17 protein-coding genes and 2 pseudogenes are annotated in these 24633 nt (G+C 70.0%); 10 read left to right on the forward strand and 9 right to left on the reverse strand.

Annotated features, from left to right (window positions below; translation table 11 throughout):
• The 6 genes and pseudogenes from JXZ78_RS16260 to JXZ78_RS16285 form a co-directional block, all read left to right on the forward strand.
• Positions 1-1091: glycerophosphodiester phosphodiesterase family protein (locus JXZ78_RS16260; protein WP_238783156.1), on the forward strand; the 1091-nt coding region annotated here is incomplete at its 5' end.
• 94 nt (positions 1092-1185) lie between these two features.
• On the forward strand, positions 1186-5070 hold the full coding sequence (locus tag JXZ78_RS16265) for a polymorphic toxin-type HINT domain-containing protein (protein WP_238783157.1): 3885 nt from the start codon (positions 1186-1188) through the stop codon (positions 5068-5070).
• Entirely contained in the window at positions 5058-5408 is a 351-nt protein-coding gene (locus tag JXZ78_RS16270; RefSeq protein WP_030019103.1) for a hypothetical protein, read from the forward strand. The genes JXZ78_RS16265 and JXZ78_RS16270 overlap by 13 nt, the downstream gene beginning before the upstream one ends.
• A gap of 197 nt (positions 5409-5605) precedes the next feature.
• A pseudogene (locus JXZ78_RS16275) lies at positions 5606-5809 on the forward strand (MmyB family transcriptional regulator); the annotation flags it as partial.
• A 100-nt stretch (positions 5810-5909) separates the two neighbouring features.
• Positions 5910-6521 carry an AfsR/SARP family transcriptional regulator gene (locus tag JXZ78_RS16280; RefSeq protein WP_030019105.1) on the forward strand — a complete coding sequence of 204 codons (612 nt, stop codon included), beginning with the start codon at positions 5910-5912 and terminating at the stop codon, positions 6519-6521.
• Positions 6476-7048 (forward strand): hypothetical protein, encoded by a 573-nt coding sequence (locus JXZ78_RS16285; RefSeq protein ID WP_238783176.1) that lies wholly within the window; start codon positions 6476-6478, stop codon positions 7046-7048. The genes JXZ78_RS16280 and JXZ78_RS16285 overlap by 46 nt, the downstream gene beginning before the upstream one ends.
• On the opposite strand, the gene JXZ78_RS16290 is transcribed toward JXZ78_RS16285, so the two are convergent.
• The 7 genes and pseudogenes from JXZ78_RS16290 to JXZ78_RS41055 form a co-directional block, all read right to left on the reverse strand.
• Positions 6931-7611 (reverse strand): hypothetical protein, encoded by a 681-nt coding sequence (locus tag JXZ78_RS16290; protein ID WP_030019106.1) that lies wholly within the window; start codon positions 7609-7611, stop codon positions 6931-6933. The genes JXZ78_RS16285 and JXZ78_RS16290 overlap by 118 nt on opposite strands.
• Before the next feature lie 1056 nt (positions 7612-8667).
• Positions 8668-9147: pseudogene (locus JXZ78_RS41050) on the reverse strand (NAD(P)-binding domain-containing protein); the annotation flags it as partial.
• Between the two features lie 89 nt (positions 9148-9236).
• Complete coding sequence (locus JXZ78_RS16300; RefSeq protein WP_030019107.1) at positions 9237-10439, reverse strand: LLM class flavin-dependent oxidoreductase; 1203 nt, start codon at positions 10437-10439, stop codon at positions 9237-9239.
• A 5-nt stretch (positions 10440-10444) separates the two neighbouring features.
• On the reverse strand, positions 10445-11524 hold the full coding sequence (locus JXZ78_RS16305) for an ABC transporter substrate-binding protein (RefSeq protein WP_050502290.1): 1080 nt from the start codon (positions 11522-11524) through the stop codon (positions 10445-10447).
• A gap of 154 nt (positions 11525-11678) precedes the next feature.
• Entirely contained in the window at positions 11679-12467 is a 789-nt protein-coding gene (locus JXZ78_RS16310) for an ABC transporter ATP-binding protein (RefSeq protein WP_030019109.1), read from the reverse strand.
• Entirely contained in the window at positions 12440-13348 is a 909-nt protein-coding gene (locus JXZ78_RS16315; RefSeq protein ID WP_238783159.1) for an ABC transporter permease, read from the reverse strand. The genes JXZ78_RS16310 and JXZ78_RS16315 overlap by 28 nt, the downstream gene beginning before the upstream one ends.
• A gap of 249 nt (positions 13349-13597) precedes the next feature.
• A complete protein-coding gene (locus tag JXZ78_RS41055; RefSeq protein ID WP_372498428.1) occupies positions 13598-13681 on the reverse strand; it encodes a putative leader peptide in 84 nt (27 codons plus the stop codon).
• A 137-nt stretch (positions 13682-13818) separates the two neighbouring features.
• On the opposite strand from JXZ78_RS41055, the gene JXZ78_RS16320 reads away from it, so the two are divergent.
• Positions 13819-14241 carry a secondary thiamine-phosphate synthase enzyme YjbQ gene (locus JXZ78_RS16320; protein ID WP_030019111.1) on the forward strand — a complete coding sequence of 141 codons (423 nt, stop codon included), beginning with the start codon at positions 13819-13821 and terminating at the stop codon, positions 14239-14241.
• 12 nt (positions 14242-14253) lie between these two features.
• On the opposite strand, the gene JXZ78_RS16325 is transcribed toward JXZ78_RS16320, so the two are convergent.
• Positions 14254-14931, reverse strand: coding sequence for a DUF1345 domain-containing protein (locus JXZ78_RS16325; protein ID WP_030019112.1), 678 nt, complete (start codon positions 14929-14931; stop codon positions 14254-14256).
• 362 nt (positions 14932-15293) lie between these two features.
• Here JXZ78_RS16325 and JXZ78_RS16330 point away from each other — a divergent pair, with 362 nt between their 5' ends.
• Genes JXZ78_RS16330 through JXZ78_RS16345 form a run of 3 tightly spaced genes read left to right on the forward strand, consistent with a single transcriptional unit; the run spans position 15294 to position 22331 of the window.
• Complete coding sequence (locus tag JXZ78_RS16330) at positions 15294-16106, forward strand: MmyB family transcriptional regulator (RefSeq protein ID WP_341865872.1); 813 nt, start codon at positions 15294-15296, stop codon at positions 16104-16106.
• 49 nt (positions 16107-16155) lie between these two features.
• Complete coding sequence (locus tag JXZ78_RS40295; protein WP_275127845.1) at positions 16156-21450, forward strand: caspase family protein; 5295 nt, start codon at positions 16156-16158, stop codon at positions 21448-21450.
• Complete coding sequence (locus JXZ78_RS16345) at positions 21447-22331, forward strand: hypothetical protein (RefSeq protein WP_030019114.1); 885 nt, start codon at positions 21447-21449, stop codon at positions 22329-22331. The genes JXZ78_RS40295 and JXZ78_RS16345 overlap by 4 nt, the downstream gene beginning before the upstream one ends.
• A gap of 10 nt (positions 22332-22341) precedes the next feature.
• On the opposite strand, the gene JXZ78_RS16350 is transcribed toward JXZ78_RS16345, so the two are convergent.
• Positions 22342-24558, reverse strand: coding sequence for an FUSC family protein (locus JXZ78_RS16350; RefSeq protein WP_050502292.1), 2217 nt, complete (start codon positions 24556-24558; stop codon positions 22342-22344).
• Between the last annotated feature and the right edge of the window lie 75 nt (positions 24559-24633).

Consider the following 24633-nt stretch of genomic DNA (forward strand, 5'->3'; position numbering starts at 1 on the left):
ACACGTTCTTGTCGCAGGCCGGTGACCACGCCAGCGGTTTTCAGATCTACTACTCCAAGACCTATGACAAGTGGGTCTTCAACCGTCACGCCGCCGATACCGACGACACGAAAATCGTCCGCGCCATGAGCAATGCCTCAGCCAGGTCCGGCGAATGGACGCATCTGACAGGTACGTACGACGCTTCCCAGCAGACGGTCTCGCTGGCTGTGAACGGCCAGCTTCAGCAGACGGTGAAGTTCACGACCCCGTGGCAGGCCAAGGGCGGCCTGCAGATCGGCCGGCTCTTCTACAAGAGCTCCTGGCAGGAGTACGCCGCCGGGACCATCGACGACATCCGTATCTCGGGGGAAGGCCCCACTGCCCACTGCTCTCCGACGCAAACGGTCGGGCACCGCGGCGCTCCCCAGCTCGCGCCGGAGAACACCGTCGCGTCCCTGGAGGCGGCGGTCGATCACGGCGCGGACTGGGTGGAAACCGATGTGCAGTTCACCAAGGACGGCCGGCCCGTCATCATGCACGACGACACCGTGGAGAGGACGACCGACGGCAAAGGACGCGTCGATCAGCTCACGGCTGAGGAAATCGCCAAGCTGACCGTGAAGGGCGGCGGACGCGTTCCCACGCTCGAACAGGTACTGGCTTCGCCCAAGGTCAGGTCCGCGCGGCTCCTTTTGGAATTCAAGGGGCCCCAGCCATCGGCAGACCTTGACCGCGCACTCGGGCTCGTCGTCGAAGCCGGCATGGCCGAGCGCACCATGGTGCAGTCGTTCGACGAGGGCATCGTGCGCCACGCGGCCGCCTCTCCCCACACATTCAAGGTCGCACTGCTGCGCTCCAAGCTCGACGCGGATCCCGTGGCGACCGCCCGCGCATTCAATCTCAGCGCCTACGCAGTGGGCTTCAAGGGACTCTCGGCCCGGCCGGGCGTGGTGAATCAGCTCAGGGCCGCCGGTGTCGGGACGTTCGTCTGGACGGTCGACCGTGAAAGCGAATGGAAGTCGGCCACGTCGTGGGGGATCGACGGAATGATCACCAACCGTCCGGACGAGTTCCTCAAGTGGCGGCAGGGCTACTGCGCCGCGAAGTGACCTCTCGGCACATTCTCCGGCAGGCAGGAATTCCTGGCCGGCCTGCCGGGACCAGAAGGCACCTCAACCCTCTCGTGGGATGAAGGAGAAGACATTGGCAACCAGATACAGACGCGCGCCCAGATGGCGCGGCGTCGTGGCCGCGGTCATGGGCCTGACCCTGGCCGCCGGAATGGACGCACCGTCGGCCGCAGCCGCTGACACACCGGTGTACGGCCGGTCGGACGTCCTGGAGGCATGGAGAGTCGGCGGCCCCGGAGTACGCCAGGCCGCCGCAACCGCATTGCAGGGCTCGGACGAAGACATCCGTACCTTCATGGCCAAGGACCTCCCGGCCCTTGAGGAACAGGATCTGCGCGTCCAGGTCGCACAGATCATGGCCATCGGCGGTCCGGGAGTGAGCGAAGCCGCCAACATCGCACTGGACGGCGGGGTCAAGGAGCTCCAGGATTTCCTGGACGACGGAATTGTCCAGCCGTACGACGACGACCTGCGCGTCCGTGTCTCGCAGATCATGGCCGCCGGCGGCCCGGGCGTGCAGGAGGCGGCGGGCAAGTCGCTGGACGGCACTCCTGAAGACTGGCGCAAGTTCATCAGCCAGGGGCAGCTCAAGCCGGCCGAGGACGACAACCGCGTCCAGGTTTCCCAGCTGATGGTGGCGGGCGGCCCGAATGTGCAGAAGCTCGCCCAGCAGGCCTTGGACGGTTCCGCCGAAGACATCCAGGATTTCCTGGACCACGGGTGGCAGGTCGCTGCCGCGCGTGACCAGGAGAAGCTGTCCGTATCCCAGTTGGCGCAGCTCGCCGACAAGGCCCAGAAGCGGGCCAAGCAGTTGACCGAGAAGGCCAAGGAGGAAGCGGCCAAGGCCGAGAAGGCCACGGCCCGGGCCAAGGCGGCAGCGGAAGAAGCAGCCCGTCAGGCCAAGGAGGCCAAGTCCTCGGCGCAGGAGGCCGCCGCTGCTGCCCGCAGAGCGGCCGCCGCGGCCGACCGGGCGGCGCAGTCGGCTCGTACGGCGGTGTCCGCGGCCGCGGGCGCCAACCGGGCAGCACGGGTGGCTTCCAGCGCTGCGGCCCAGGCGGCCTATGCCGCCAGCCGGGCAGGCAACGCAGCGGCTTCGGCCAGATCGGCCGCTGCGGCGGCCGCCGGTGATGCCAACCGCGCCAAGGAGGCCCGTAAAGCAGCGGAGGTCTCCCGCGAAGCAGCTGCGGGAGCCAAGAAGGCAGCCGTTGCCGCAGACCACGCCGGCGAAGCGGCAGAGAACGCTGCGGTCGCGGCGGGGGCCGCGGCCCGGTCGGGCGTCAATGCCGCTGCGGCCGCCGCGGCAGCGGCCGAGGCGGGCCAGTGGGCGGGCCAGGCTGGCGGCAAGGCCGAGGAGGCAAGGTCCGCGGCAGCCAGGGCCAAGCGGCTGGCCGACAAAGCCACGCGTGCGGCCAACGCCGCAGAGGCCAACGCCCGTGACGCCGCCAAGGCCGCACGGCAGTCACGGGACGCCGCCAATGACGCCGCGCGGCATGCCGAGGCAGCGGCCAAGGCAGCGGAGAAAGCCGCGGACGAGGCCGGCAAGGCGGTGAACGCGGCCAAGCAGGCCAAGGAAGCAGCCGACGCCGCGACGACGGCGGCCAACAACGCGCAGACTGCCGCGAAGCAGGCGAAGAACGTGGCCGCGCTGGCGCGCAAGGCCGACGCCGAGCGGCTGGCCGAACAAGAGGACGAGAACATCCTCGCGGCCGAAGAGGCCAAGAAGGCCCATGACACCGAGGTCGCCGCTGCCGAATGGGAGGCCGGGCGGATCCACCAGCTCAATGCCGAGACGCAAGAGCTGCGCAAGGAGGCCGAAGCCGCCACCGACCCGAAGGTCGCCGCGGCCAAGGGGCGGCACCTCGCGGTCAACCTCCTCAACTCCGGTGGGACCTGGGTCCGCAGCAATGCCGAGATGGCGCTGGAGGGCACCGACGCGGATGTGTCCGAGTTCGTACGCGCCGGGCTGACGGTCGCCCTGGAGCAGGACGACCGCGCCAGCGTGGCGCACATCGCGGCCACCGCCGAGAAGCCCGAGCAGCGGCAGGCTGCCGTGGCCGTGGTGGACAAGCCGATCGACCAGGTGCGGGAGTTCCTGCGTACCCGGGCCTACCCGGGCAAGGAACACGACGACCGCATCACGGTCTCTCAGCTCATGACCACAGGCGGTCCGGGCGTGCAGGCCGCCGCCAACAAGGCACTGGACGGCACCGCGGACGACCTGTACCGGTTCCTGATGGCCGGTCAGTACGAGGCCCGTGAAGCAGACGACCGCGTCGCCGCCGCGCAGGCCATGGCCAACGGCGGTCCCGAGACCAAGTCGGCGGCCCAGGCGGCCTTGTCGGGCCCTGCGTCGGGACTGCGGTCCTTCTTGCAGGTCGGCCTGTACAAGGCGCAGCAGCGCGATGCCAACGCGGCCGCCCACATCGCCGAGATCGACACGCTGCTGGCGGCTGCCGACCGGTCGGCAGCCCTTGCGCACAAGGACGCGGCCGAGGCTCAGCGGGTGGCGGCGCATGCCCGCAACGAGGCCGCCGAGGCCATCAAGTGGAAGAACGCGGCGAAGAAGTCCTCCGACGACGCGGCCATGTACGCCCAGCAGGCCGACAAGTCGGCCGACCAGGCAGAGGAGTCGTCCAAGCGGGCCGCCGCGTCCGCCAAGACGGCCCGCAACGCCGCCGCGGCCGCACAAAAGGACGCACGGGCCGCGGAGCAGTCCGCACAGCAGGCCCAGCATTCCGCGGTTCGCGCCTCGCACTACTCGTCGCAGGCGCACACCTCCGCCTATCAGGCGCGCAACTCCGCCGCGGCCGCCGACCAGGACGCTCTCGCGGCTGCCAAGGCGTCCACCGAGGCATTGAAGATCGCGGCTGACAAGCTGGTCGAGGAGCTCAAGGCCCAGATACGGGAAGAGGCACTCAAGCCCAGTAAGCCGATCTCGGACAAGGAGCTTCGTGCTTCCCTGGAAAAGCGGCTTTTCACATGGCGCCGCGAAGCCTGGGGGAACGGTGACCTGAAGCCGGGTGAGACGGTCCTGGTCTGCGGTGGTGACGGGGCCGGCGGCATGGGCTGCATCACGACCACCTATCTGGACCGTTTGATCGCCTGGTACATAGGTGCCGACGAAATCGAGCACTGCCTCCAGACGAAGTCCGCCAAGTGCCTTCCCGACCTCGCGATGAGCGCTCTCAAGGTGAAGGCGCTGAAGGGGCTCAAGAAGAGATGCCGGCCCAACAGCTTCGTCCCGGGCACCCGCGTCCTGATGGCCGGTCACCAAACCAAGCCGATTGAAGACGTCCGCATCGGCGACCGGGTGATCGCAACAGACCCGCAGACCGGCCGCACCGAGGCGAAGGCCGTCCAGGACACCATCACCGGCAGCGGCGAGAAGAACCTCGTCAGCATCACCGTCCCCCGTTCCGGCGCTCAGTCCGGCGGCACCGTCGTCGCCACCGACAAGCACCGCTTCTGGGAGACCGGCGGCAACGGCGCATGGCTCGACGCCGCAGAGCTGAAGCCCGGAATGAAGCTGCTCAGCAGCTCCGGGGCGTCGGTGCCGGTCAACGCCATCAAGACGTGGACTGTGCCCGGCCAGCGGGTCCACAACCTGACAGTCGCCGATCTGCACACCTACTACGTGGTCGCCGGCGACCAGCCTGTCCTCGTCCACAACGACAACAACTGGTGCGACGAAGACCTCAAGGCGATGGAGGAGTGGGACAAGGGGCGAAGCAGTAGCGTTGAAGAGAGCGCCAGGTACCACATCGGCAAGCACGGCAAGGGGCGAACCTTCGCCGAATACACGAAGGAGGCCAAGGCCCTCTGGGACAAGACACCGGCCAAGGACCGCATTCGCGTCGAGGTGGGGCACGGCAAGAAGGGCTGGAAAATCAAGGGTGGCCTGTGGAGTGGTGAAGGCATTTACACCGACGACGGGAAGATCGTGACATGGTGGGACTGACGGGCAGCTCCGACTTCCGGCATGCCTACCGGGCATTTCGCGCCATGCCCTACCCTGACCGCCCGAAACCCGGAAAGCTGCAGGATCTGGGTTCCGACCTGCTCGACATCGACTATCAGATCGCGGGCTATGCGGGCCAGGTCGACAGCGGCGACCTGAGCGCTTCGGACATCCCGGATCTGGACGAGCACGCCCGCGCGGTCAAGAATCTCCTGAGCGCATTCGCTTCGGTGAGCACCACGACGGACGAAGAACTGCAAGTCAAGCAGAAGTTCCATGCCTACGTCGCGACGCTGGACCGGATGATGGTCGCACTGCAACGGCTGGCCGCCGACTGATGGTGCAGGGCTTCGAGGGGAGCGTCGGCCGACGGGGGTACGCATCCCTGGGTCGGCACTCACCGGTGGTGTCCTCGTAAGGGCTGAGCGTTCTCGGCGGGTGGTCACAGGTAAGCCTGTGGCCACCCGCTGTCGTGTTGCCCAGCCCGGCTGAGGCCGGCCGCTGTCACCGTCACACGTACCGAGCCAGGCGTCGGCTGACCGCGCGTCGACGGACGGTGGGAGGGGAACAGGCCGCCGACACCGCTGTGGCCAGCCTGCGTACGGAAACCGGACGCGCTCGCCACGACAAGGAGCTGCACGACTCAGTCGGTGAGCCGTCCACCCGCAGCGACGACTTCCGCACCCGCCGGAGCGCCCACCACGGCACCGGCACCAAACGCTTCGACCACCCCGCCGTCGTGATCTCGCCCTCGCCGTGAACGGTCCCCCGCCGAGCCCTCTCGGTGACCGCGACAGGTACGGGGAAGCCGGGCATGCGCGCGGGCGTTGTGCTGCGGTATGAGTTTGCGATTCTCACTGATGGGCCCGGTACGTGCCTGGCGCGACGAAGAGGAGATCGGGCCGGGGCCGCGCCAGCAGCGGGCGGTGCTGGCGGCGTTGTTGCTCAACAATGGCATCCGGCTGAGCAGCAACCAGTTGATCGGCATGGTCTGGGACGACCCGAACCCGAGCGCGGTGATGGCGTTGCGGACGTATATGTACAAGATCCGTAAGGCGCTTCCTGAGCTGGATCTGAAGTCCAGGGCCGGCGGGTACACGGTCCGCGCGGAGATCGTCGACGACGGCGACGGCGAGCCCCTGGAGGGCCTCCGGAGCGCTTACTTCGACGCGCAGCGGGTGCGGCTCGGCGACCACCGGCTCGAGGTGCGGGAGGACCGCCTCGCGCGCGAGCTGGACGTGCTGGAGTTGCAGAAGCACGTGGCCGCCTTCCCGCTCAGGGAGCGACCGCGGGCCCTCCTGATGTGCGCGCTCTACCCGGAGGACCGGCAGGGTGAGGCACTGGACCACTTCATCACGCAGCCCACGGCCTGTCCCGCACCACCCTGGGCCACCAGCGCCTGCACATCGCCGTCGCCTCCGACCACCCCCTCGCCGCCCGCACCACCGTGACCCTCCCCGAACTCGCCGACGAGCCCTTCATGGTCTGGGGCCCCCGGCCATTCCGCCTACACCGACCTCCTCATCGGCCACTGCCGCCAGGCCGGCTTCGAACCCCGTACCGAACGCACCGACCGGCAGGGCACACCCCCGGTCACCGCCGTCATCGGCACCCGCCACATCGCCTTCGTCACCACGGCACCGAGCCCCGCCGCGGGCGGCAAGGCGCACATTCTCCGTCTCGAATCACCGGTGTACGCCCCTCGCCACGCGCTCTACCCGCCCCGGACCACCTGCCCCCCGTGACACCGTTCTCACCCACGCGCAGGTGTGAGCACGAACCGGCCCGCGAGCCGCGTGGCCCGCCGTCCGCTGCGCCGGCGAGGCGGTTGGAAGGCGTGCGAAGAGGGAATGGACGCCGTCATTCCTCAGCGCCACGCGTCCAGGGGCCGTCAGGAAGGCCCGGTTCCGCTGATCTCCGGGTGATTTCCTCTGCGAGGTCTTTCCGGGCCGATTCGAGGGACCCTGTCATCCAGTAGCTGTCCGGCAGGTCCAACCCCACGTACTTGCCTTCCCCGTCAAGATCGCCATCCGGTCGATAGAGGCGGACTATCGGCGTCGGGAGCTCGTCGGCGAACTTGGGAGGATCCCATCCCACGACCCGGCCGAGGTAGGTCTCCCCCTCGTCACCCAGGGCTGCGTAGTACAGCAGGTAGTGCGCCGGGTCGACGTAAAACGGAGCAGCGCTGTGAATCCATTGCCGGCCGTGCGGCTGCGGCCAAGATCCAGCGGACGAGGCTTCCCGCCACGCATTCTCCACGTCCTGAACCGTCTGGCCCATCCAATATCTCTCAGTCCGGATTCCCAGAGATACATACTCGGGCAGACCTTCTTTCCCCTCCTGATCGAAAAATCGTACGACCGGCTCGATAGCAGGGGTGATGACTCCACTGGACGCCCGGTAGAAGGCGACAACCCGTCCTGTCTGCAGTTGCCCGCCCCTGTCCTCGCCGTAGAAGAACCGGCCGGATCTGTAGTACTTGTCGGTGATGTCTTCGTAGTGCGGCCAGTGCTCGTACTGCTCGTTCCGATAGTCGATCAAGAACCCTCCCCAGGGTCTCGACAAGTCACAGAGCCTACTACCTACCTTTCCGGTATGCCGAGCCGTCGCTGCTATCGATCTTCGGTGGATAGGGGCACAGGGCTCCGACGCCGTGATCACACCAACACGGCAAGACCATCTCATTCGGGACCAGCGCTTACGGGGCAGCCTTCAGGCGGATGGATCGTGAAGGGGATCGGGAAGGGGAAGGGGAATCGGGACGAGGGTGATGGAGCGCGACGAGTCGGCGAATTCATAGGAATTCGGGGAGAGCGGCGCGGCGCCGGACCACGTCGTCCTCCGCAGACCGGCCGACGGCGGGACAGGAAAGGGCGGAACAGGAAAGTAGAGGGCAGGAAAGAGCAGATCCGGAAAGGAAAGGGCAGGGGCGCCGCCGGATGCCGTCAGCGATCCTGGGTGACGAGCCTGTCCAGCGTCCGCCGCTGGTGGCGGTGGCGGCGGCCGATTGTCTCGTAGCCGCGAGCCGGCACAGCGTGGTCGGGACGCCGGCCCAGGGCCCTGTACGGCCCGTCGGGGCGGAGCACGCCGACCGGTCTGACTGGTGAACTGAGGATCATGCACGCACAGCATCCGGGGCCTCGGGCAGGGGCCGGGGTGAGAGCTGGCCGTCATCAGCCGGGCGGGAGCAGGCCGACTGATGTCCCGCTCGGGCGGTTGCGGGCCGACACCGCCAGTCATGAAGCGGTCCCACCGACCCATGCCCTCCGACCGCAACCGCGCCGGACCCGGACGAAGCAGGCGGCCCGGCCTTCGAGCGGACGGCGTGAAGGGTGTCTGGGCAGCCCTGTCCCGGGCAGCCGTTTGCCGGCGCGGTGCGGCTCAAGCGTCCTGGCCGCCTCCGCCGCGAAGGTGCGCCGAGGTGACTGTTCCGGCGGCCGGTGCTCGCTCAGTTGGAGCGGGGCCAGGTGGCCCAGGGTGGGGTGGAAGCCGGTGGCGTAGAGGATGGCGTCGGCGTCGATTCTGGTCACGCCGTCGTCTCGTGCGCCGTCCAGCCGGCAGACGCCGGTTTCGGTGATGCGGTTGAACATGGGGTGGCGGACCAGGGCGCCTTGTGAAGACTTCCTGGCCGGGGAAGCGCGGCCAGAAGGGCCGGTCCCAGGTGCCGGTCGCGTTGACCAGGGCCCGGGTGGCGTACGTCCCTTCCGAGGTCTCCAGCAGGAGCGGGCCGTCCGCGCCGTCGCGTACGGTCCGGACGTCCACCGGCCGGTGCACCCGCAGCCCGAAGGTCCGCTCGTACGTGCCGAAGTACGCGCCGATCACCTTGGAGGACGGCCGGTCCGGGTCGGCGCCGGTCAGCTCCATACCGGGCAGCGCGTGCATCCCGTGGACCTTCCCGTACGTCAGGGTGGGCCAGCGGAACGGCCACGCGCCGCCCGGCCGCGGCGCGTGGTCCAGCACGACGAAGTCCCGGTCCGGCTCGTACCCCGCCCGCCGCAGGTGGAAGGCGGCGGCCAGGCCGGCCTGGCCGGCTCCGGCCACGACGACCTCGGTCTCCCGCACCCCGATGTTGTTCATGTTTCTACCAGTCAGGGTGGGGGTGAAAATCTTCCGCGGCCCCGCAGACCCTTACGCCTTCAGTCCCCGCCCCTTCAGCCCCCGCCCCTTCAACGTCCTCCCGCGACCAGCAGCGGCGCCGCCCCCGGGGCGGAGGCCGGACGCCCGCCGGCCGCCGGACCACCGGGCCGGTCGAGGACACCGGGCAGCAGCCCCCGGGCGGCCAGCTCGGGCCGTACCCCCTCACCGAACCAGTACGCCTCCTCCAGATGCGGATAGCCGGACAGGACGAAGTGCTCGATGCCGAGCGCGTGGTACTCCTCGATCCGGTCGGCCACCTCCGTATGGCTGCCGACCAGCGCCGTTCCCGCCCCGCCGCGCACCAGGCCCACCCCGGCCCAGAGGTTCGGGGAGATCTCCAGCTTGTCGCGGGAACCGCCGTGCAGGGCCAGCATCCGCTGCTGGCCCACCGACTCGCTCTTGCCCAGCGCCTGTTGCGCTGCGGCCACGGTGTCCGCGTCCAGGTCGCCCAGCAGCCGGTCCGCAGTGGCCCATGCCTCCTTCGCCGAATCGCGCGAGACGGTGTGCAGCCGGATGCCGAAGCGCACCGTACGGCCTTCCCGCGCGGCGAGCCCCGAGATCCAGTCGATCTTCTGCTTGACCTGCTCGGGCGGCTCGCCCCAGGTGAGGTACACATCGACGTTGCGGGCGGCGACCGGCCCGGCGGCCGCCGACGAACCGCCGAAGAAGATCTCCGGCAGCGGGTCCGGCGGCAGCGCGGTCAGGCCGCCCTCCACCTGGTAGTGCTCCCCGTGGAAGTCGAACGGGGCGCCACCCCACACACCCCGTACCACCTGCAAGAACTCGTCCGTACGGGCATAGCGCCGATCGTGGTCCAGCGCGTCACCGAAGCGCCGCTGCTCGGTGGAGTCGCCGCCGGTCACCACGTTCAGCAGCAGCCGGCCCCCGGAAATCCGCTGGTACGTGGCGGCCATCTGCGCCGCCAGCACCGGCGAGATCACCCCGGGCCGGAAGGCCACCAGGAACTTCAGCCGGTCGGTGACCTGGGTGAGCGCGGTGGTGGTCAGCCAGGCGTCCTCGCACCACGTTCCGGTCGGTGTGAGGACCGCCTCGAAGCCCAGCTGCTCGGCGGCCTTGGCGATCTGCGCCAGGTAGTCGATGTCGGGTGCCCGTACGCCGCTGACCGGGGTGATGCGGTCGCGCCGGACGCCGCCGTCGGTGTACGCGTGCCGGTCGACGAGGGTGCGCCCGTCGCCGCCGGTCGGCAGGAACCAATGAAGATGCACGGTCACGGTGTTCAGCCGGCCTTTCCTGGAGAGCTGTCGGTGTGCGGAGGGCCGCCGGCGCCCGGGGGACTGCCGGTGCCCGCGGAGTCGTAGGTACGCGGAGCCGTGCTCGAAGGCGGCAGGCTGCCGTTGAATCGGGTGTCGACGAAGGAGGAGAAGTCGACGCGGCCGGGGATCAGCCGGAGCGCGGCGAAGGTGTCGGCGATCTGCTGCTCGGATGCGACGGCCGGCGGGTCCAGGGCCACCGTCACCGCCGTACCCCGCGTCCGTTTGACTGCCGCCAGTGCCACGTCCCGGGGCAGGCCGGTCTCCGCGGCCCACGCCTTCGCCCAGGCGTCCGGGTGCCCGTGGACCCAGTCCTGCGCCCGCCGCAGCCGGTCGACGTAGTCCTTGAGCGCCGCCGCTTTCTCGGGATCGTCCAGGGCGGCGGGCGCGGCGACCTGGAAGCTGAGACCGTTGACGACACCTTCGCCGGTGGTCAGGATCCGCGCGTCGGTCTGGTCGAGAGCCTGCGAGGTGTACGGGTCCCACACCGCCCAGGCGTCCACCCGGCCGCGGCTGAACGCGGCCAGCGCGTCGGCCGGCTGGAGGTGGTTCAGCGTCACGTCCTGCGGCGTCAGCCCGGCCTTCTTCAGGGAGGCCACGAGCTGGTAGTGCGCGGAGCTGCCCTGCGCCACCGCGATGGACTTCCCCTTCAGCTGCGCGGGCCGGGTGAGCGGGGAGTCCTTCTTCACCAGCACCGTCTCGCCCGCGGACGAGCCGTGCGTCGCCGCGATCACCTTGAATTTCGAGTGCGCGGCCGCGGCGAAGACGGGCGGCGTGTTGCCGACCCCGCCGACGTCCACGGCCCCGGCGTTGACCGCCTCCAGCAGGGGCGGGCCGGAGGTGAAGGTCGACCACTGGATGCGGTAGGGGAGGTCTTCGAGTTCCCCGGCCGCCCGCATAACGGCCTCGGAACCGCCCTTCTGATCACCGACGTTGAGGGTCACCGACCCCTTGCCGTCCGTCCCGCCTCGGGCTCCGCCGCTCTCCGAACCGTTCGCCCGGGACGTCCCGCCGCACGCGGTGAGCGTCAGGAGGAGGGGGAGCAGGAGGGAGGTCGTCCGGTGTTTCCGGGAGGTTCGGGAGCGATGCCACGGGGTGGCTGGGGAGTCGTGCACTGAAGCGGGCGGGTGGTGCGGCCGGTTACGCGCATGGATGCGAGGTCCGTTGCGTAGCTTCATGTCCTCCGCCGCCTGCGAAGCCTCACTGCCCGACAGCACTGTGCACCCCCTCCACACCCAAGCGGTCCAGCAACTGTGCGCGTAGGTCGGCGAACCGGGGGTCGGCGATGTCGCGCGGGCGGGGCAGGTCGATCTCGTTCTCGTACGCGATCACACCGTTCTCCATCACCAGCGCGCGGTCGGCCAGCAGCAGCGCCTCGTCCACGTCATGCGTGACCAGCAGCACCGCGCAGCCGCGCTCCTGCCACAGTTCGGCCACCAGCTTCTGCGCCTTGATGCGCGTCAGCGCGTCCAGCGCACCGAACGGCTCGTCCAGCAGCAGCAGGTCGGGTTCGCGTACCAGCGCGCGGGCCAGTGACGCCCGCTGAGCCTCACCGCCGGACAGCGTCTTGGGCCAGGCATCCGCACGGTGCCCGAGACCCACCTCGGCCAAGGCCCGCTCCGCCAGCCCCCGTTCCGGTCTGCCCGGCAACCCGAGCAGCACATTGCGCCACACCCGCTTCCATGGCATCAGCCGGGGCGCCTGGAAAGCGACGGCCTTGCGCCGTGGTACCAGCACCTGGCCCTCGACCTCCCGGTCCAGCCCGGCCAGTACCCGCAGCAGCGTCGACTTGCCGCAGCCGCTGCGCCCGAGCAGCGCGACGAACTCGCCCGGCGCCACGTCCAGCCGCAGCCCGTCGATGACGGCCCGGCCACCGAACGCCCGGCCGAGCCCCCGCACCCGTACAGCAGCGCCATCCAGCACTCTCGCCGCTTCCGGCGCGGGCCCCGTAACTGTCTCCGTCACCGGCCGGTGAACGTCGGTCGCCATTGCAGCAGCAGCCTTTCGAGAGTGCGGACGATGAAGTCGGCGAGCAGCCCGAGGGCCGCGTACACCACCAGGCAGACCACGATCACGTCGGTGCGGAAGAACTCCCTGGCCTGGTTCATCAGGAACCCGAGGCCGTCGTCGGCGTTGACCTGCTCACCGAAGACGAGCGCCAGCCAGGCGGTGGCGAGCGAATAACGCAGCCCCGTCAAGGCACCCGGCAACGCCCCCGGCAGTACGACGTGCCGGATCAGCCCCCAACGCCCGAGTCCCAGGGAGGTACCGGCCTCCACCAACTGCGCGTCCACGCCGCGAATCCCGGCGTACACATTCAGATACAGGTGAAAAGCCACACCGAGCGAGATCAGCGCGATCTTCGGCGCCTCGCCGATGCCCAGCCAGATGATGAACAGCGGGATGACCCCCACCCACGGCACGGACCGCAGCATCTGCACCACGGGATCCACCAGGTCCTCACCCAGCCGCGACAGCCCGGACGCCAGCGCCAGCAGCACCCCGGCGAGCACGCCGATCACGAGCCCGACGGCGACACGTTGCAGTGACACGAACATCGCCGACGGCAACGTCCCGTCCGACACCAGCGTCCAGGCCGTACGGGCGATGCTCCCGGGCGAGGCGAGGATGTCGCTCTCCAGCGCCCCGCTCGCACTCAGCACCTGCCACAGCGCGAGCAGGAACACCGGCACCACGGCCCGGCGCAGCCAGCGCGGTGCGCTTCGGTGGCCTGCCGACACGGGTACGACAGGGACGAGTTCCGGCCCGGTACGCGGCCCGGCCGTCGGCGACACCGGCGTCCGCGGCGCCACCGGCCGCTCGGCGCGCGGCGGCGCGGCACCGGCCGGCGCGGCCTGATCAACAGTCATGAACACTCCAAGTCAGAGGCGGCAGCTCACCCCTTCCGCGCCGCGTACCGCGGGAGCACGGCACCGGGTACGCGGCACGGCTGCGCCGAACCGAACCCATGAAGGGAAAGGGATGCGCCAAGAACACGCCGGAGCACGCAGCTCAGGCGTCGAAAACCGTCAGGAAACGCCGCCCGATCAGCGGCACGAGTGGCACCGGCGACCTGGGGTACGCCGACGGAGCGCCGGGACGTCAGCGACGTGAAGACATCAACAGCCGCGGCGACACGCGGAGGACGCCACCCGCAGCAGGTCGATGTGACCGCGCGTGGTGAGCCGGGCTGACGTAGGCATGGCGCTGAACGTAGCGGCGCGCCTGAAGAAGGGTCAAACAGCGTCTCGCCTGCTGGACCATTGTTGCGCGGGCGTTGCGCGCGGGTCGGGCGGCCGGCGTGCCGCGATTCGTATGTCCGATCTGAGAGGATCGGCATATGGCTGCTAGTTTCACGACGCGAGAGATCGACGTCAGGACCGGTTCGCAAGAGGTGGTCCACGACCTGACCCGGGAGTGCGCGTCCTTCCTGCGGGAGGTCGCCGACGGCCGGGACGGTCTGCTCAATGTTTTTGTACCGCACGCAACTATGGGTGTGGCCCTGATCGAGACGGGCGCGGGCAGCGACGACGACCTGCTGGCCGCGCTGCAGGACCTGCTCCCGGCGGACGACCGGTGGCGCCACCAGCACGGAAGCCGCGGCCACGGCCGGGACCACGTGCTGCCCGCACTCGTACCGCCGCACGCCACGCTTCCCGTCGTCAGCGGCGAGCTGGCGCTCGGCACCTGGCAGTCCGTCTGCCTGGTGGACACGAACGGGGACAATCCGAACCGTATGGTCCGGCTGAGTTTTCTCGGATAGGACGCGGCCGGTTCAGCCCTTGTCCAGAGCGGCTACCAGACTGGCCACGATGACGGTGTTGAAGACGAAGGCGACGACCGCGTTGGCCGCTACCGTCCGTCGCATTTCCCGTGAGGTGACGTTCACGTCGGTCGTGCCGAATGTCGTCATGACCGACAGGGCGAAATAGACATAGTCGGCCCAGGCCACGGGCTCTGCGCCGGGGAATTCCAGCCCGCGCTGGTTCTCCAACAGGTCGTCGGCGTGAAAGGCGACCGCGAAGGACGCCATCACACAGACCCAGGCGTCGGCGACGAGGACGAGCGCCACCGCGACACGGGGAGCCAGCGGGAGCGACGACGCGACGTACCCGGGGCGCCACACCACCGACACCGCGAGGGCGGCGGCCGCGATGGAGATCGACACCCCGGGCCCGGGCGCGGTCCCCAGCACGTACCGCTGGACGACCGTGCCGCGGGCCGTGCGTCGCGCCCAGAGACGGATCCGCTCCGGGCCGGCCGTCGAAAAAGCGATCAGTGTGGCGACGAGATAACTGGAGAGATAGGCGAACAGCGCGAATACGCCGATGTCCGCTGCTGATACCTGCATGATGCTGTCGTCGACCGCGAAGACCAGAACTGCCGCCGTGCAGGCCGAAATGGCGAAACTCCAGGTTGCCCGACGGCGTTCGGAGAGCCAGGAATGTGCCAACAAGCTCCTCCATACATGTGCGCGTCCGCCTTCCCGGAGCAGCAGAAGTGTAAATGCAGCGGTGCCGTTTTTCGGGCAGGCGCCCGGGAGTCCGCGGAGGCTCCTCGGCGAGAGTCCGCGGAGGCTTCTCGGCGGTGGCGGCGGACTCGTCCTGCCAGGTCGCGAGGTCGTGCTGAAGACCGCGGATCTTGACCAGCTGACGTTCGATCGCGTCGCGGCCCAAGGCCAGATGCTGGGGGAGCTCGTCCCCACTGGTGATCTCGTAGCTCAGGGCGGCGCCCTTGACCGGGTCACCGAGCTGGGTGTGGTTGGCGGTGTCGATCCAGTCCAGGGTGGTGTGGGCGGGTGTGCCGTCGTAGGCGGTGTGGCGCCGGCCCGCGGTCGACACGGGGAACTGGTGTCGGGGAAGTCGGTGCGGAAGACGCCAGGCTCCACGACGCACGCTCCCCGCGGCCGAGCGGAACCAGGCCCGCTTCGTCTTCCTCGACCCGCACGCGCGCGAGCTGTGCCGGGACTGGACCCGCGTCGCTCGGCTGCAACGGCCACGGCCTCGCCCAGACCCCCTACCTCGGCACGCTGCTCGCCGACCGGCTCGCGGGCGGGGCCCTCCACGGCGGCCTCGGCGCCGTATGGCGGAAGCGGCCGCGCTTCGCTCCCTCACCGGTCGCCAACGCCCCGGCGCTGCGGGCCGCCTGGGCGCTCGACCGGCTGTCGGACCGGGCGGGGAAGCGATAGCCGTGGCAACACGCACCACGGGACATATCGCGGAGGAATACGGCGGGGGTGAGTGTGCTGGTGCGCCCCGGCCGGGCGCTTACCCGTACGCCAACTCGCTGCTCGTACGGGGCACGAGCGCGTCGCTGGTCATCGACCCGTCACTGTCGCTCGTTGCGGACGCGCCACCCGCGGACCTGGTACTGGTCAGCCACGCGCACGAGGACCACATCGCGGGCCTCGGCGACTACGACGTACCGGTCCACGTCCACAAGCCGACCTCGACACGCTGCGCTCCTGACATTCCTCCGCGAGCCGCCCACCGTCGAAGATATCGCCGAGCACCGGCTGGTCCACCGGCCGCACGTGACAGGGCCGCACGTGCGGCCGGTGGAGCGGCGGACGGCGGTGCGGCATCTTGGCCGTTCCGTATCGGTGTACCGGAAAATCGCCGACGCTAGTGTGCACATCCGGCCCCGTACGGCATGTGTGCCGTGGCGGGCCGGCCGGATGCAGGTGCAGCGCGCAGGGGACGGCGGTGGGGCAGGCGTGGGGCGGCGATTATTCATCGCGCTGGGGAGCGGGCGTTACTGCAACTTGCCCGAGGAGGACCAACTACCGGTCGTGGCCACGGACATCGTGGCCATGACGGAACTGCTGGAAGAATTCGGATACCGGCGCGTCCTCGCCGGACTGGGGGAGTACGACGGTGCCGAACAGATCCGCCGGAAACTGAGTCACTGGTCCAGGGACTGCGAGCTGACGGCCGACGACGTCGTCGTACTGTACTTCGCCGGCCACGGAGTGGTCGAGGACCGGGGGCGCCACTACCTGCTGTGCTGGGACTCCCGGGACGACGATCTGGCCGCGACGGCACTGGCCACCGAGGACGTGGTGCGCATTCTCTGCCAGGGGCCGCTCCGCCGGCTCCTGGTCGTCCTGGACACCTGCGCGGGCGGAGCCGGAGCGGCGGAGGGCGCCGGGGTCGCGCTCCAGACCATCGTGTACCGGCAGAGCGGTGGCGACACCTCGACCGGGCTGTGGTTCCTGGCGTCCGCCCGCCGCAAGGACGTCGCCCAGGAGGGGACGTTCGTATCGGCGTTCCGGGCCGCCGTGGAGACCACGACCGGTCGTACGGGACAGCGGCAGCAGTACCTGGACCTCACCGAGCTGGTCAAGGCGGTCAACGAGCGCCTCGACGCCGACGGCCGGGGGCAGCGCGCGGAGCTGGCGAGCGGGCTGGTCACCGGGCTGGCGCCGTTCCTCCCGAACAGCGGCTTCCGTGAGGACCTGCCGCCGGTCGGTACGGACCTGGAGGTCCAGCGCCGGGTGGCCGGCCACGACCTCACGGAACACTTCGGCCCCCGCTCACGGGGCGTCGAGTTCGAGTCGGAGCAGGGGATCTACTTCAGCGGCCGGGTCCGCGTCCTGTCGCACCTGGTGCGGTGGCTCACCGCAGCCGACGGAGACGGACGTGGACGGGTCGTCACCGGCAGCCCGGGGTGCGGCAAGTCGGCCGTGCTGGGCAGGGTGGTCGCTCTGTCCGACAGCCTCTACCGCGACCGGCTCGACCTCTCGGGCGTCGACCCGACGACGATCGTCCCCGAAGGATGCGTCACGGCCGCCGTGCACGCGCGCCACAAGCGGCTGGAGGAGGTGGTCGAGCGGATCGCCCGCACCCTGGGGGCGGAACCCGGCGGAACGGCGGCCCTGCTCCAGGAACTCACCCGGCGGGGACGGCAGGGCGCGCCGGTCGTCATCGTGGTCGACGCCGTGGACGAGGCCGGCTCGGACACCGCGGCGGACGCGGGCGGGCACGGCGAGCCGCGCCGGATCACCCGGGAACTGCTGCGCCCCATGTCCGAGATCTCCGGCGTACGGCTGCTGGTGGGCACCCGCCACGAACTGGTCACCAGCCTCGGCCCCACGTTCACCGTGCTCGACCTGGACGACCCCGTCTACCGGGCCGACGAGAACGACGTGACCGGCTACGTGACGAAGGTGCTGCTGGCCGCCGAGGAACCCGGGGTGCCGACGCCGTACCGCGAGCGGCAGGAGCTGGCCCGTACGGTCGCCTGTGAGGTGGCGGGCCGGGCCGCCGGTGTGTACCTGTACGCGAGGACCACCGCCCGTACCCTGCGTTCGGACGGTGCCGCGGTGGACGTGTCACGACCGGGCTGGGCCGATGAACTGCCCAGCGAGATCGGGGAGGCTTTCGACGATTACCTCGCCCGCTTCGGCCCCGACGAACCCCGGGTCCGGCGGATGCTGCTGTCGTTGGCCTTCTCCGAAGGGAAGGGGCTGCCTCGCGGACACATCTGGACGACGCTCACCTCCGTCATCTCGGGCGCGCCCTGCACCGAGGAGGACATCACGTGGGTGCTCGACGTGGCCGAGGCATACATCGCGGAGGTGACGGACGATGACCGGCGCTCGGCCTACCGCCTCTACCACAAGGCGCTGGCCGAGCATTTGAGGAGGACCGCTGACCGGTCTTCGGAGGAAATTCAGCGGGCGGTCGTCGATGCGCTGACCGCTACGGTGCCCCGGGCACCCGACGGGGTATCGCCGGACTGGTTCGCGGCTCCGCCGTACGTGCGGCAGCATCTGGCCACGCATGCGGAGGCCGCCGGGCAGCTCGTCACCCTGATCAAGGACCCTGGTTTTCTGCTCGCCAGCGAGTCGCTGGCGTTGCTGCGCGCCCTGACTTCCGTCTCGGTGGACGAGGCGGCGGACGGTCCGCGTCGTATCCGCAGTTCGTACGAGCAGATCGCGCACCGTATGGCGCCCGACCGCGTGTTGAGCCATCGTGCCGCCGAACTCCAGCTCTCGTCACGGCGCTGCGGGGCGGACGCACTTGCCGATCGTATCGACGGCCTCGGTCTGGCACTGCCCTGGTCCACGCGGTGGGCATGGTGGTCGGCCAGCGGGACGCACCGGCTGCTCAACGGGCATACAGGCTGGGTGGGCTGCGTGGCTGTCGGCGCTCTCGACGGACGCCCCATCGCGGTGACGGGCGGACGTGGCAACGACCGGACGGCTCGTGTGTGGGACCTGACCACTCAGCAGCAGATCGGCGAGCCGCTCGCCGTCGGCATCGGCGTCAGTGCGGTCGCGATCGGTGACATCGGCGACTACACCGTCGCTCTGACCGGCGGGCTGGACGGCAGCGTACGGGTCTGGGATCTCTCGGCGGGGCAGGAGTACGGGCAAGGACTGGCGGGTCACACCAACTCCGTCATGGACATCGCGATCACTGGCATCAACGGATGCCCGGTCGCCCTCACAGCGAGTGCGGACGGTACCGCGCGCCTGTGGGACCTGGCGAGCAGACGGCAGCTGGGACGGGATATGACGGCGCACAAGCGCACGGTTCATTCCGCCGCGTTGGGGGAGGTCGGCGGCCGCCCTGTCGCCCTCACCGGAGGAGCGGACAAGCGGGCCTACGTCTGGGACCTCACGACCTTGCTGAGTGGCGGCGAGCCGGAAACGGACGGCGGTTGGCTCACCGGCCACATCGACGAGATCACTGCCGTGGCGATGGGCGAGCGGGACGGGCGTGCGGTGGCGCTGCTCGGTGACGGCAGCGGGATGGTGTCGCTCTGGGACCTGGCGGAGCGTCGGCAGATCGGGGAGCCGGTGGCGGCGCACGTGCACTTCGTCCGGGGCGGCGTCAATGCGGTCGCGGCCGGAGTGCTGAACGGCACTCCGGTGGCGCTCACGAGCGGCAAGGAGGAGGCCAAGCTCTGGGACCTGTGCACCCTGCGGCAGCTCGCCCACCCCCTGCGGGGACACGTCGGCCAGATCCGGAGCAGTGCCTTGTCCGACCGCCCTGACAGTCCGATGGCGGTGACGGTGGGCACGGACCGTACGGCGCGCATCTGGGACCTGACGGCCGACCAGCCGGCCGGCAGCCACACCCACCGGGTGCTCGCGCTGGCCTTCACGGAGTGGTGCGGTCGGCCGTTGGCGATGACCGGCAGCGAGGACGGCACGGCCAGGGCGTGGGACCTGCGCACACGTGATCAGGTGGGCAGGCCCATGGAAGGCCATGCGGGCGCCGTGGAATCGGCGGCTCTGGGAACGGTGAACGGTCGCGTGCTCGCGGTGACGGGCGGCTCCGACAGCACCGTACGGCTGTGGGACGTGCTGAGCGGCGAACAGCTGGGCCCACCGCTCGAAGGCCATACCAACAGTGTGAACTGTCTGGGCCTGACCACAGTGGCGGGCCGGACCGTCCTGATCAGCGGCAGCGGCGACGGAACTCTGCGCGTCTGGGACACCATGACGCACCGGTCATTGCTCGGACCGCTCAGTGGGCACATCGGGTCCGTGACCCATCTGGCGATACGGCAGTGTGGCCGCGGTACCGAGATCGCCGTCGCCACCTCGCTCGACCACGCTTACGTATGGGACCTCACCGACCACGATGGGGAACTGTCCGCGACGATGCGACACCACCTCAGTGCCGAGAAACGGAAAGACACAGTGTTCACCATCGGTGCCGCCTTCCTCGGAGCCCGGCCGGTGGTGTTGTCCACGAATGTGGCAAACACCGTTCGCCTCCACGACATCAGCACGGGCACCCTGGTCGGCACACCCTTCGCAGGTCATGTGAGCACGGTGTGGTCGGGTGTCCTGGGGCGCATCGGTACGCGCGACGTCGTGGCTTCGATGAGTTCCGACGACACTGTCCGGATGTGGGACCCGGAAACCGGTGACGCGCTGGGAGCACCGATCGTCGGCCAAGTGGCCGGCGTCCGGAACCGGACGGCCCCCGGGCTCGTCTTCGGCCGGGACGGTGGGAGACCGTTGGGCATCACCGCGTTCTTCCGCGAGGTGCGGGTGTGGGATCTGAACACCATGCAGCCTGTGGGCGAGCCGCTGTGTGGCGGGCAGATGAGGCTGAAGGCGGTTGCCATCAGCAATACTGCACGAGGACAGACCGTCGTCACTGGTGCCGACAACGGGACGCTACGCACCCATGCCTTGGAGGACGGCCGTGCCGCGGCTCCGCACCTGACCTCCGCCCGGCTGCTCTCCTCCTTGGCGACTGCCGACGTGGACGGCGCGTGCCTCATGGTCAGGTGTGACTTCATGGCCATGGAGGTCTGGAACGTGAGCAGCCGCGAGCTGCTGTGGGAGCAACCGGGCCGCTGGAACCTGGCGCGTATCCACCCGCTCGCCGACCGCACGCTGATCGTGGCCGCTTCCTACGACCGGTCCATCCACATCTGGGACCTGACCACCAAGGCACCCGTCTGCGCTCCCATGAGCGGCCACAGCGCGCAGGTACAAGACATGCGGACGGCCACACTCTCCGGACACGAGATTGCCGCCAGTGCCTCGCTGGACGGCACGGTCCGGCTGTGGAACCTCCGTACGGGCGAGCCGTTCGGAGCGGTCCTGCCTGGTCACCCGTCGGGAGCGCAGGCCGTGGAGATCGGCCAAGTCGACGGGCGTGACGTGGCGCTGACCGGCGCGGGCGACGGACGACTGCGGATGTGGGAGATCGCCACCGGGCGCGCGCTACCGGTGGAAGCGGAGCGTTCTCCGGGCGCGCTCACCACCGTACGACTGTCCACCTTCCACGACCGGCCCACCGCCCTCGTGGCCGACAGCCACGGGCTGGTGCGGGTCTGGGACCTGGACACCTCCGTCTGCTTCGCCGAGGCCGACTTGGGAGGCGGCATCAACGACCTCGCCATGACCGACGACGGACAGGTGTTCTTCGCCACGGACATGGGCCTGGCCGCCTTGTCCTTCCTCCGGGCGACGGACGGCCGGCCAGAGGAGCGCCCATGAGCCGCATAGTCCTGGTCCACGGCATCGGCCAGCAGGTCAGCGGCGGGCACTCGCTGGCCGACAGCTGGTACCCCTGCCTCGCCGACGGCCTCGCCCTGAACGGTGCCCGGGTGGACCGGGCGGAAGTGACCATGGCGTTCTACGGTGACCTCTTCCGCCCCGCCGGGCACCGTGGCGTCGGCGTGCCGGACCTGGACGCCTCCGATGTCACCGACGACCTGGAGCGCGCGATGCTGCTGGCGTGGTGGGAACAGGCCGCCCGCCAGGAGGCAGGTGTCGAAGGGCCGGGCGACCGTACGCGGCTGAGAACCCCGTACGTCGTCCAGCGGGCCCTGAACGCCCTCAGCCACTCGTCCTTCTTCGCCGGGCTGAGCGAACGGCTGATGATTGCCGGCGTCCGCCAGGTGCGGAGCTACCTCACGGATTCGGCGGTACGGCGGCAGGTGCAGAGCCGGATGACCGCCGCGGTGACCGACCGGACCCGGGTGATCGTGGCCCATTCACTCGGTTCGGTGGTGGCCTACGAGTGGCTGTGCGCCCACCCTGAGCGGCGTGACCTCACCCTGGTGACCCTGGGCTCCCCGCTCGCCGTCCGGAACATCGTCTTCGACCGGCTGCGGCCCGCTCCGGCGGAAGGACGTGCGGTCTGGCCGGCGGGCGTGCGGGCCTGGTGCAACATCGCGGACCGCGGTGACGTGGTCGCCCTGGTGAAGACCCTGGCGCCGGCCTTCGGCGACCGGGTCGAGGACCGACTGGTCCACAACGGCGCCAAGGCGCACGATGTCAGGCCGTATCTGACGGCGCGGGAGACCGGTCGGGCCGTCGGCTCCGGCCTGGAGGGCGGGGCCGACGGCCTGTCGGAGGCCTCCGAACCTTGCTGACCCGGCGGCTTCAGGCCCGCGCGGACTCGGCCCCGCGACGGTCGCTGTTCTTGCCCTTCGGCTCCGGCCGTCCCGCCACCGGTACGCCCAGCGGGCGGGCGAGGCCGGAGACTCCCTCGTCGAGGCGCTGGAGGTGGCGCAGGACGCGGTAGGTCACCGTGCCGGGGTTCGGCGCGCCGGAGCCGTCGGATTCGAGGAGGGAGATGATGGTGGCGCCGGAGCTGACCTTGGCGTCGGTCTTGTCGCCGCGTACATGGGCGGTGATGGTCTCGATGTTGTGGGCGATGCGCCGGCCGACGCGTTCCAGGCGGGGGTCGGCGGCGATGGTCTTGCTGTACGGGAGCAGTTCGGCGGTGGCTGCCAGGGAACGGGCGTGGTAGGCGCTGGTCTCCAGCAGGGCGACGAGGTAGCGGACGGTCTGGCGGCGGACGCGGAGCGGGCTGATCGGGTGGGTCAGCGGGCGGGTGGAGGCCCGCAGTTCGTCGAGGGCGGTGTCCAGGTCGCGGGAGAGGCCCAGCAGGTCGGCGGCGGGGGCGCCGCTGAGCTGGTCGACGGAGGCGGAGACGACCTCGTCGAGCTTGGTCAGGACGGTGCCGAGGAGGTCGTCGGTGCGCCGGTCGGTGTGGACCGGCAGGACGATGGCGGCGGCGATGATGCCGCAGGCGGCGCCGAGGGCGGTCTCCTCGATGCGCAGGATGAGGACGTCGAGGCTGTAGGTGTTCAGGAGGGTGTAGAGCAGGCCGAGCATCGCCGTGACGAAGAAGGACATCAGGGCGTAGGAGAGGGGCGCCGTGAAGAACATGGCGAAGACGAAGAGGAGGATGAGCGCGAACGCCGTCCAGGTGTGGTTGCCGACCAGGCCCGCGAGCCCGACCCCGGCGACCACGCCGAGGACCGTACCGAGCAGCCGCCGGTAGCCCTTGATGATGATCTCGCCCGTCGAGGCGGTGTTGAGGAAGACGACCCAGCAGGTCAGCACGGCCCAGTACCAGCGCTGGGCGGACAGGAACTCGCCGCCGATGATGGCGAGCGTGGAGCCCACCGCGATCTGGAAAGCGGCCCGGGTGGTGGGGCGCTCCAGGCCCGTGCGGTCGTCCTCCTCGGGCTCCTCGGCGCCGGCCAGCGCGACGTCCTCGGCGTCGAACTCCTCGCGGGAGCGGGTCGTGGCAGGGGTGTCGTCGGATTCGTCCTGCGGTCCGTCCAGCGCGAGCCGGAGGCCCAGGACCGAGCGGGCGGCCTCGCCGATGCCGCGGAAGACGTCCTGGACGGCGATCGAGGCGCGCGGCAGGTTGTCCTCGTCGCGGTAGCCGAGCAGCCGGTTGCGTACGTGGGCGACGGCCGTGCCCGGCTGGTCGGACGCTCCCCGGGACACCAGCAGGTGCAGGGCGTTGAGGTCGCGGCGCAGCGTGACGGTCGCGGCGTCCTCGGCCGGCATCTCGTTCTTCGCCGTGGGCAGCGGTGCCTGCGGCAGGTGGAGGGTGAGGGTGTCGGCACGCTCGGCGGTGCGCGCGTTGAGCAGCAGGACGCCCAGCCGCTCGGTGGCGATCTCGGCGTCCGCGATGCGGCGTTGCAAGAGCGCGGCACCGGCCGCGTCCCGCGTGCCGTCCTCCAGGCGGCCCTGGATCATCAGCGCCGACTCGTGCAGCCGCGCGGTGTGCCGCCGCAGGTCGTCGAGGACCTTGTCGAGCTGGTCGGGACGGGCGTCCAGCAGCTCGATGTGGGTGGCGACCAGCTGGGCGACCCGGGCCCGGAAGGCGCCGCGCAGCCACCGCAGGATGCGCTGCGGGGTCTCCGGTACGACGGTGAAGCGGACGACGGCGCTGCACGCGAAGGCGATGCCCAGGGTCAGCGCGAGGACGGGGAGAGCGGCGAGGGTGGCGCCGACAAAGAGGGAGACGAAGTAGGTCTGGAAGCCGATCAGGCCCAGGGCGGTGCCGCGGTCACCGAAGCGGCGGCAGTAGACGGCGCCGAAGATGAGGGCGACGAAGAAGATGTCGCCCGCGATCACCTGGCTGTGCAGCAGCGCGCCGAGGGAGACCGCGGCGAGCGCCGTCGGCAGGCCGAGCGCGAGGGTGACCGCCTGGCCGCGTACCTGCTTCTCCTTGATGGCGAAGGTGGCGACCATCGCCGTCATGGCACCCGCGACGAGGTGCGTGACGTCGGTGCCGACGACCGCGAGGACGACGAGGGTGAGCGCGATGGCCGCCACCGTCCGCAGTCCCGCCATCAGCCGCAGCAGTCCGGGATCGGACGCCGCGAATCGGTCCCACACGCCGGTCAGACTCCGTCGTATCACTGCCCC

Origin of the sequence: Streptomyces monomycini (assembly GCF_022271435.1) — a bacterium.
Classification (GTDB): Bacteria; Actinomycetota; Actinomycetes; order Streptomycetales; family Streptomycetaceae; genus Streptomyces; species Streptomyces monomycini.

Bases quoted from the DNA above. Each gene is read 5' to 3' on its own strand.
- JXZ78_RS16345 (WP_030019114.1), top strand. From the start codon at position 21,447: ATGAGCCGCATAGTCCTGGTCCACGGCATCGGCCAGCAGGTCAGCGGC.
- JXZ78_RS40295 (WP_275127845.1), top strand. From the start codon at position 16,156: ATGCAGGTGCAGCGCGCAGGGGACGGCGGTGGGGCAGGCGTGGGGCGG.
- JXZ78_RS16350 (WP_050502292.1), bottom strand. From the start codon at position 24,558: ATGGCGGGACTGCGGACGGTGGCGGCCATCGCGCTCACCCTCGTCGTC.
- JXZ78_RS16270 (WP_030019103.1), top strand. From the start codon at position 5,058: ATGGTGGGACTGACGGGCAGCTCCGACTTCCGGCATGCCTACCGGGCA.
- JXZ78_RS16320 (WP_030019111.1), top strand. From the start codon at position 13,819: ATGGCTGCTAGTTTCACGACGCGAGAGATCGACGTCAGGACCGGTTCG.
- JXZ78_RS16315 (WP_238783159.1), bottom strand. From the start codon at position 13,348: ATGACTGTTGATCAGGCCGCGCCGGCCGGTGCCGCGCCGCCGCGCGCC.
- JXZ78_RS16280 (WP_030019105.1), top strand. From the start codon at position 5,910: ATGAGTTTGCGATTCTCACTGATGGGCCCGGTACGTGCCTGGCGCGAC.
- JXZ78_RS16310 (WP_030019109.1), bottom strand. From the start codon at position 12,467: ATGGCGACCGACGTTCACCGGCCGGTGACGGAGACAGTTACGGGGCCC.
- JXZ78_RS41055 (WP_372498428.1), bottom strand. From the start codon at position 13,681: ATGCCTACGTCAGCCCGGCTCACCACGCGCGGTCACATCGACCTGCTG.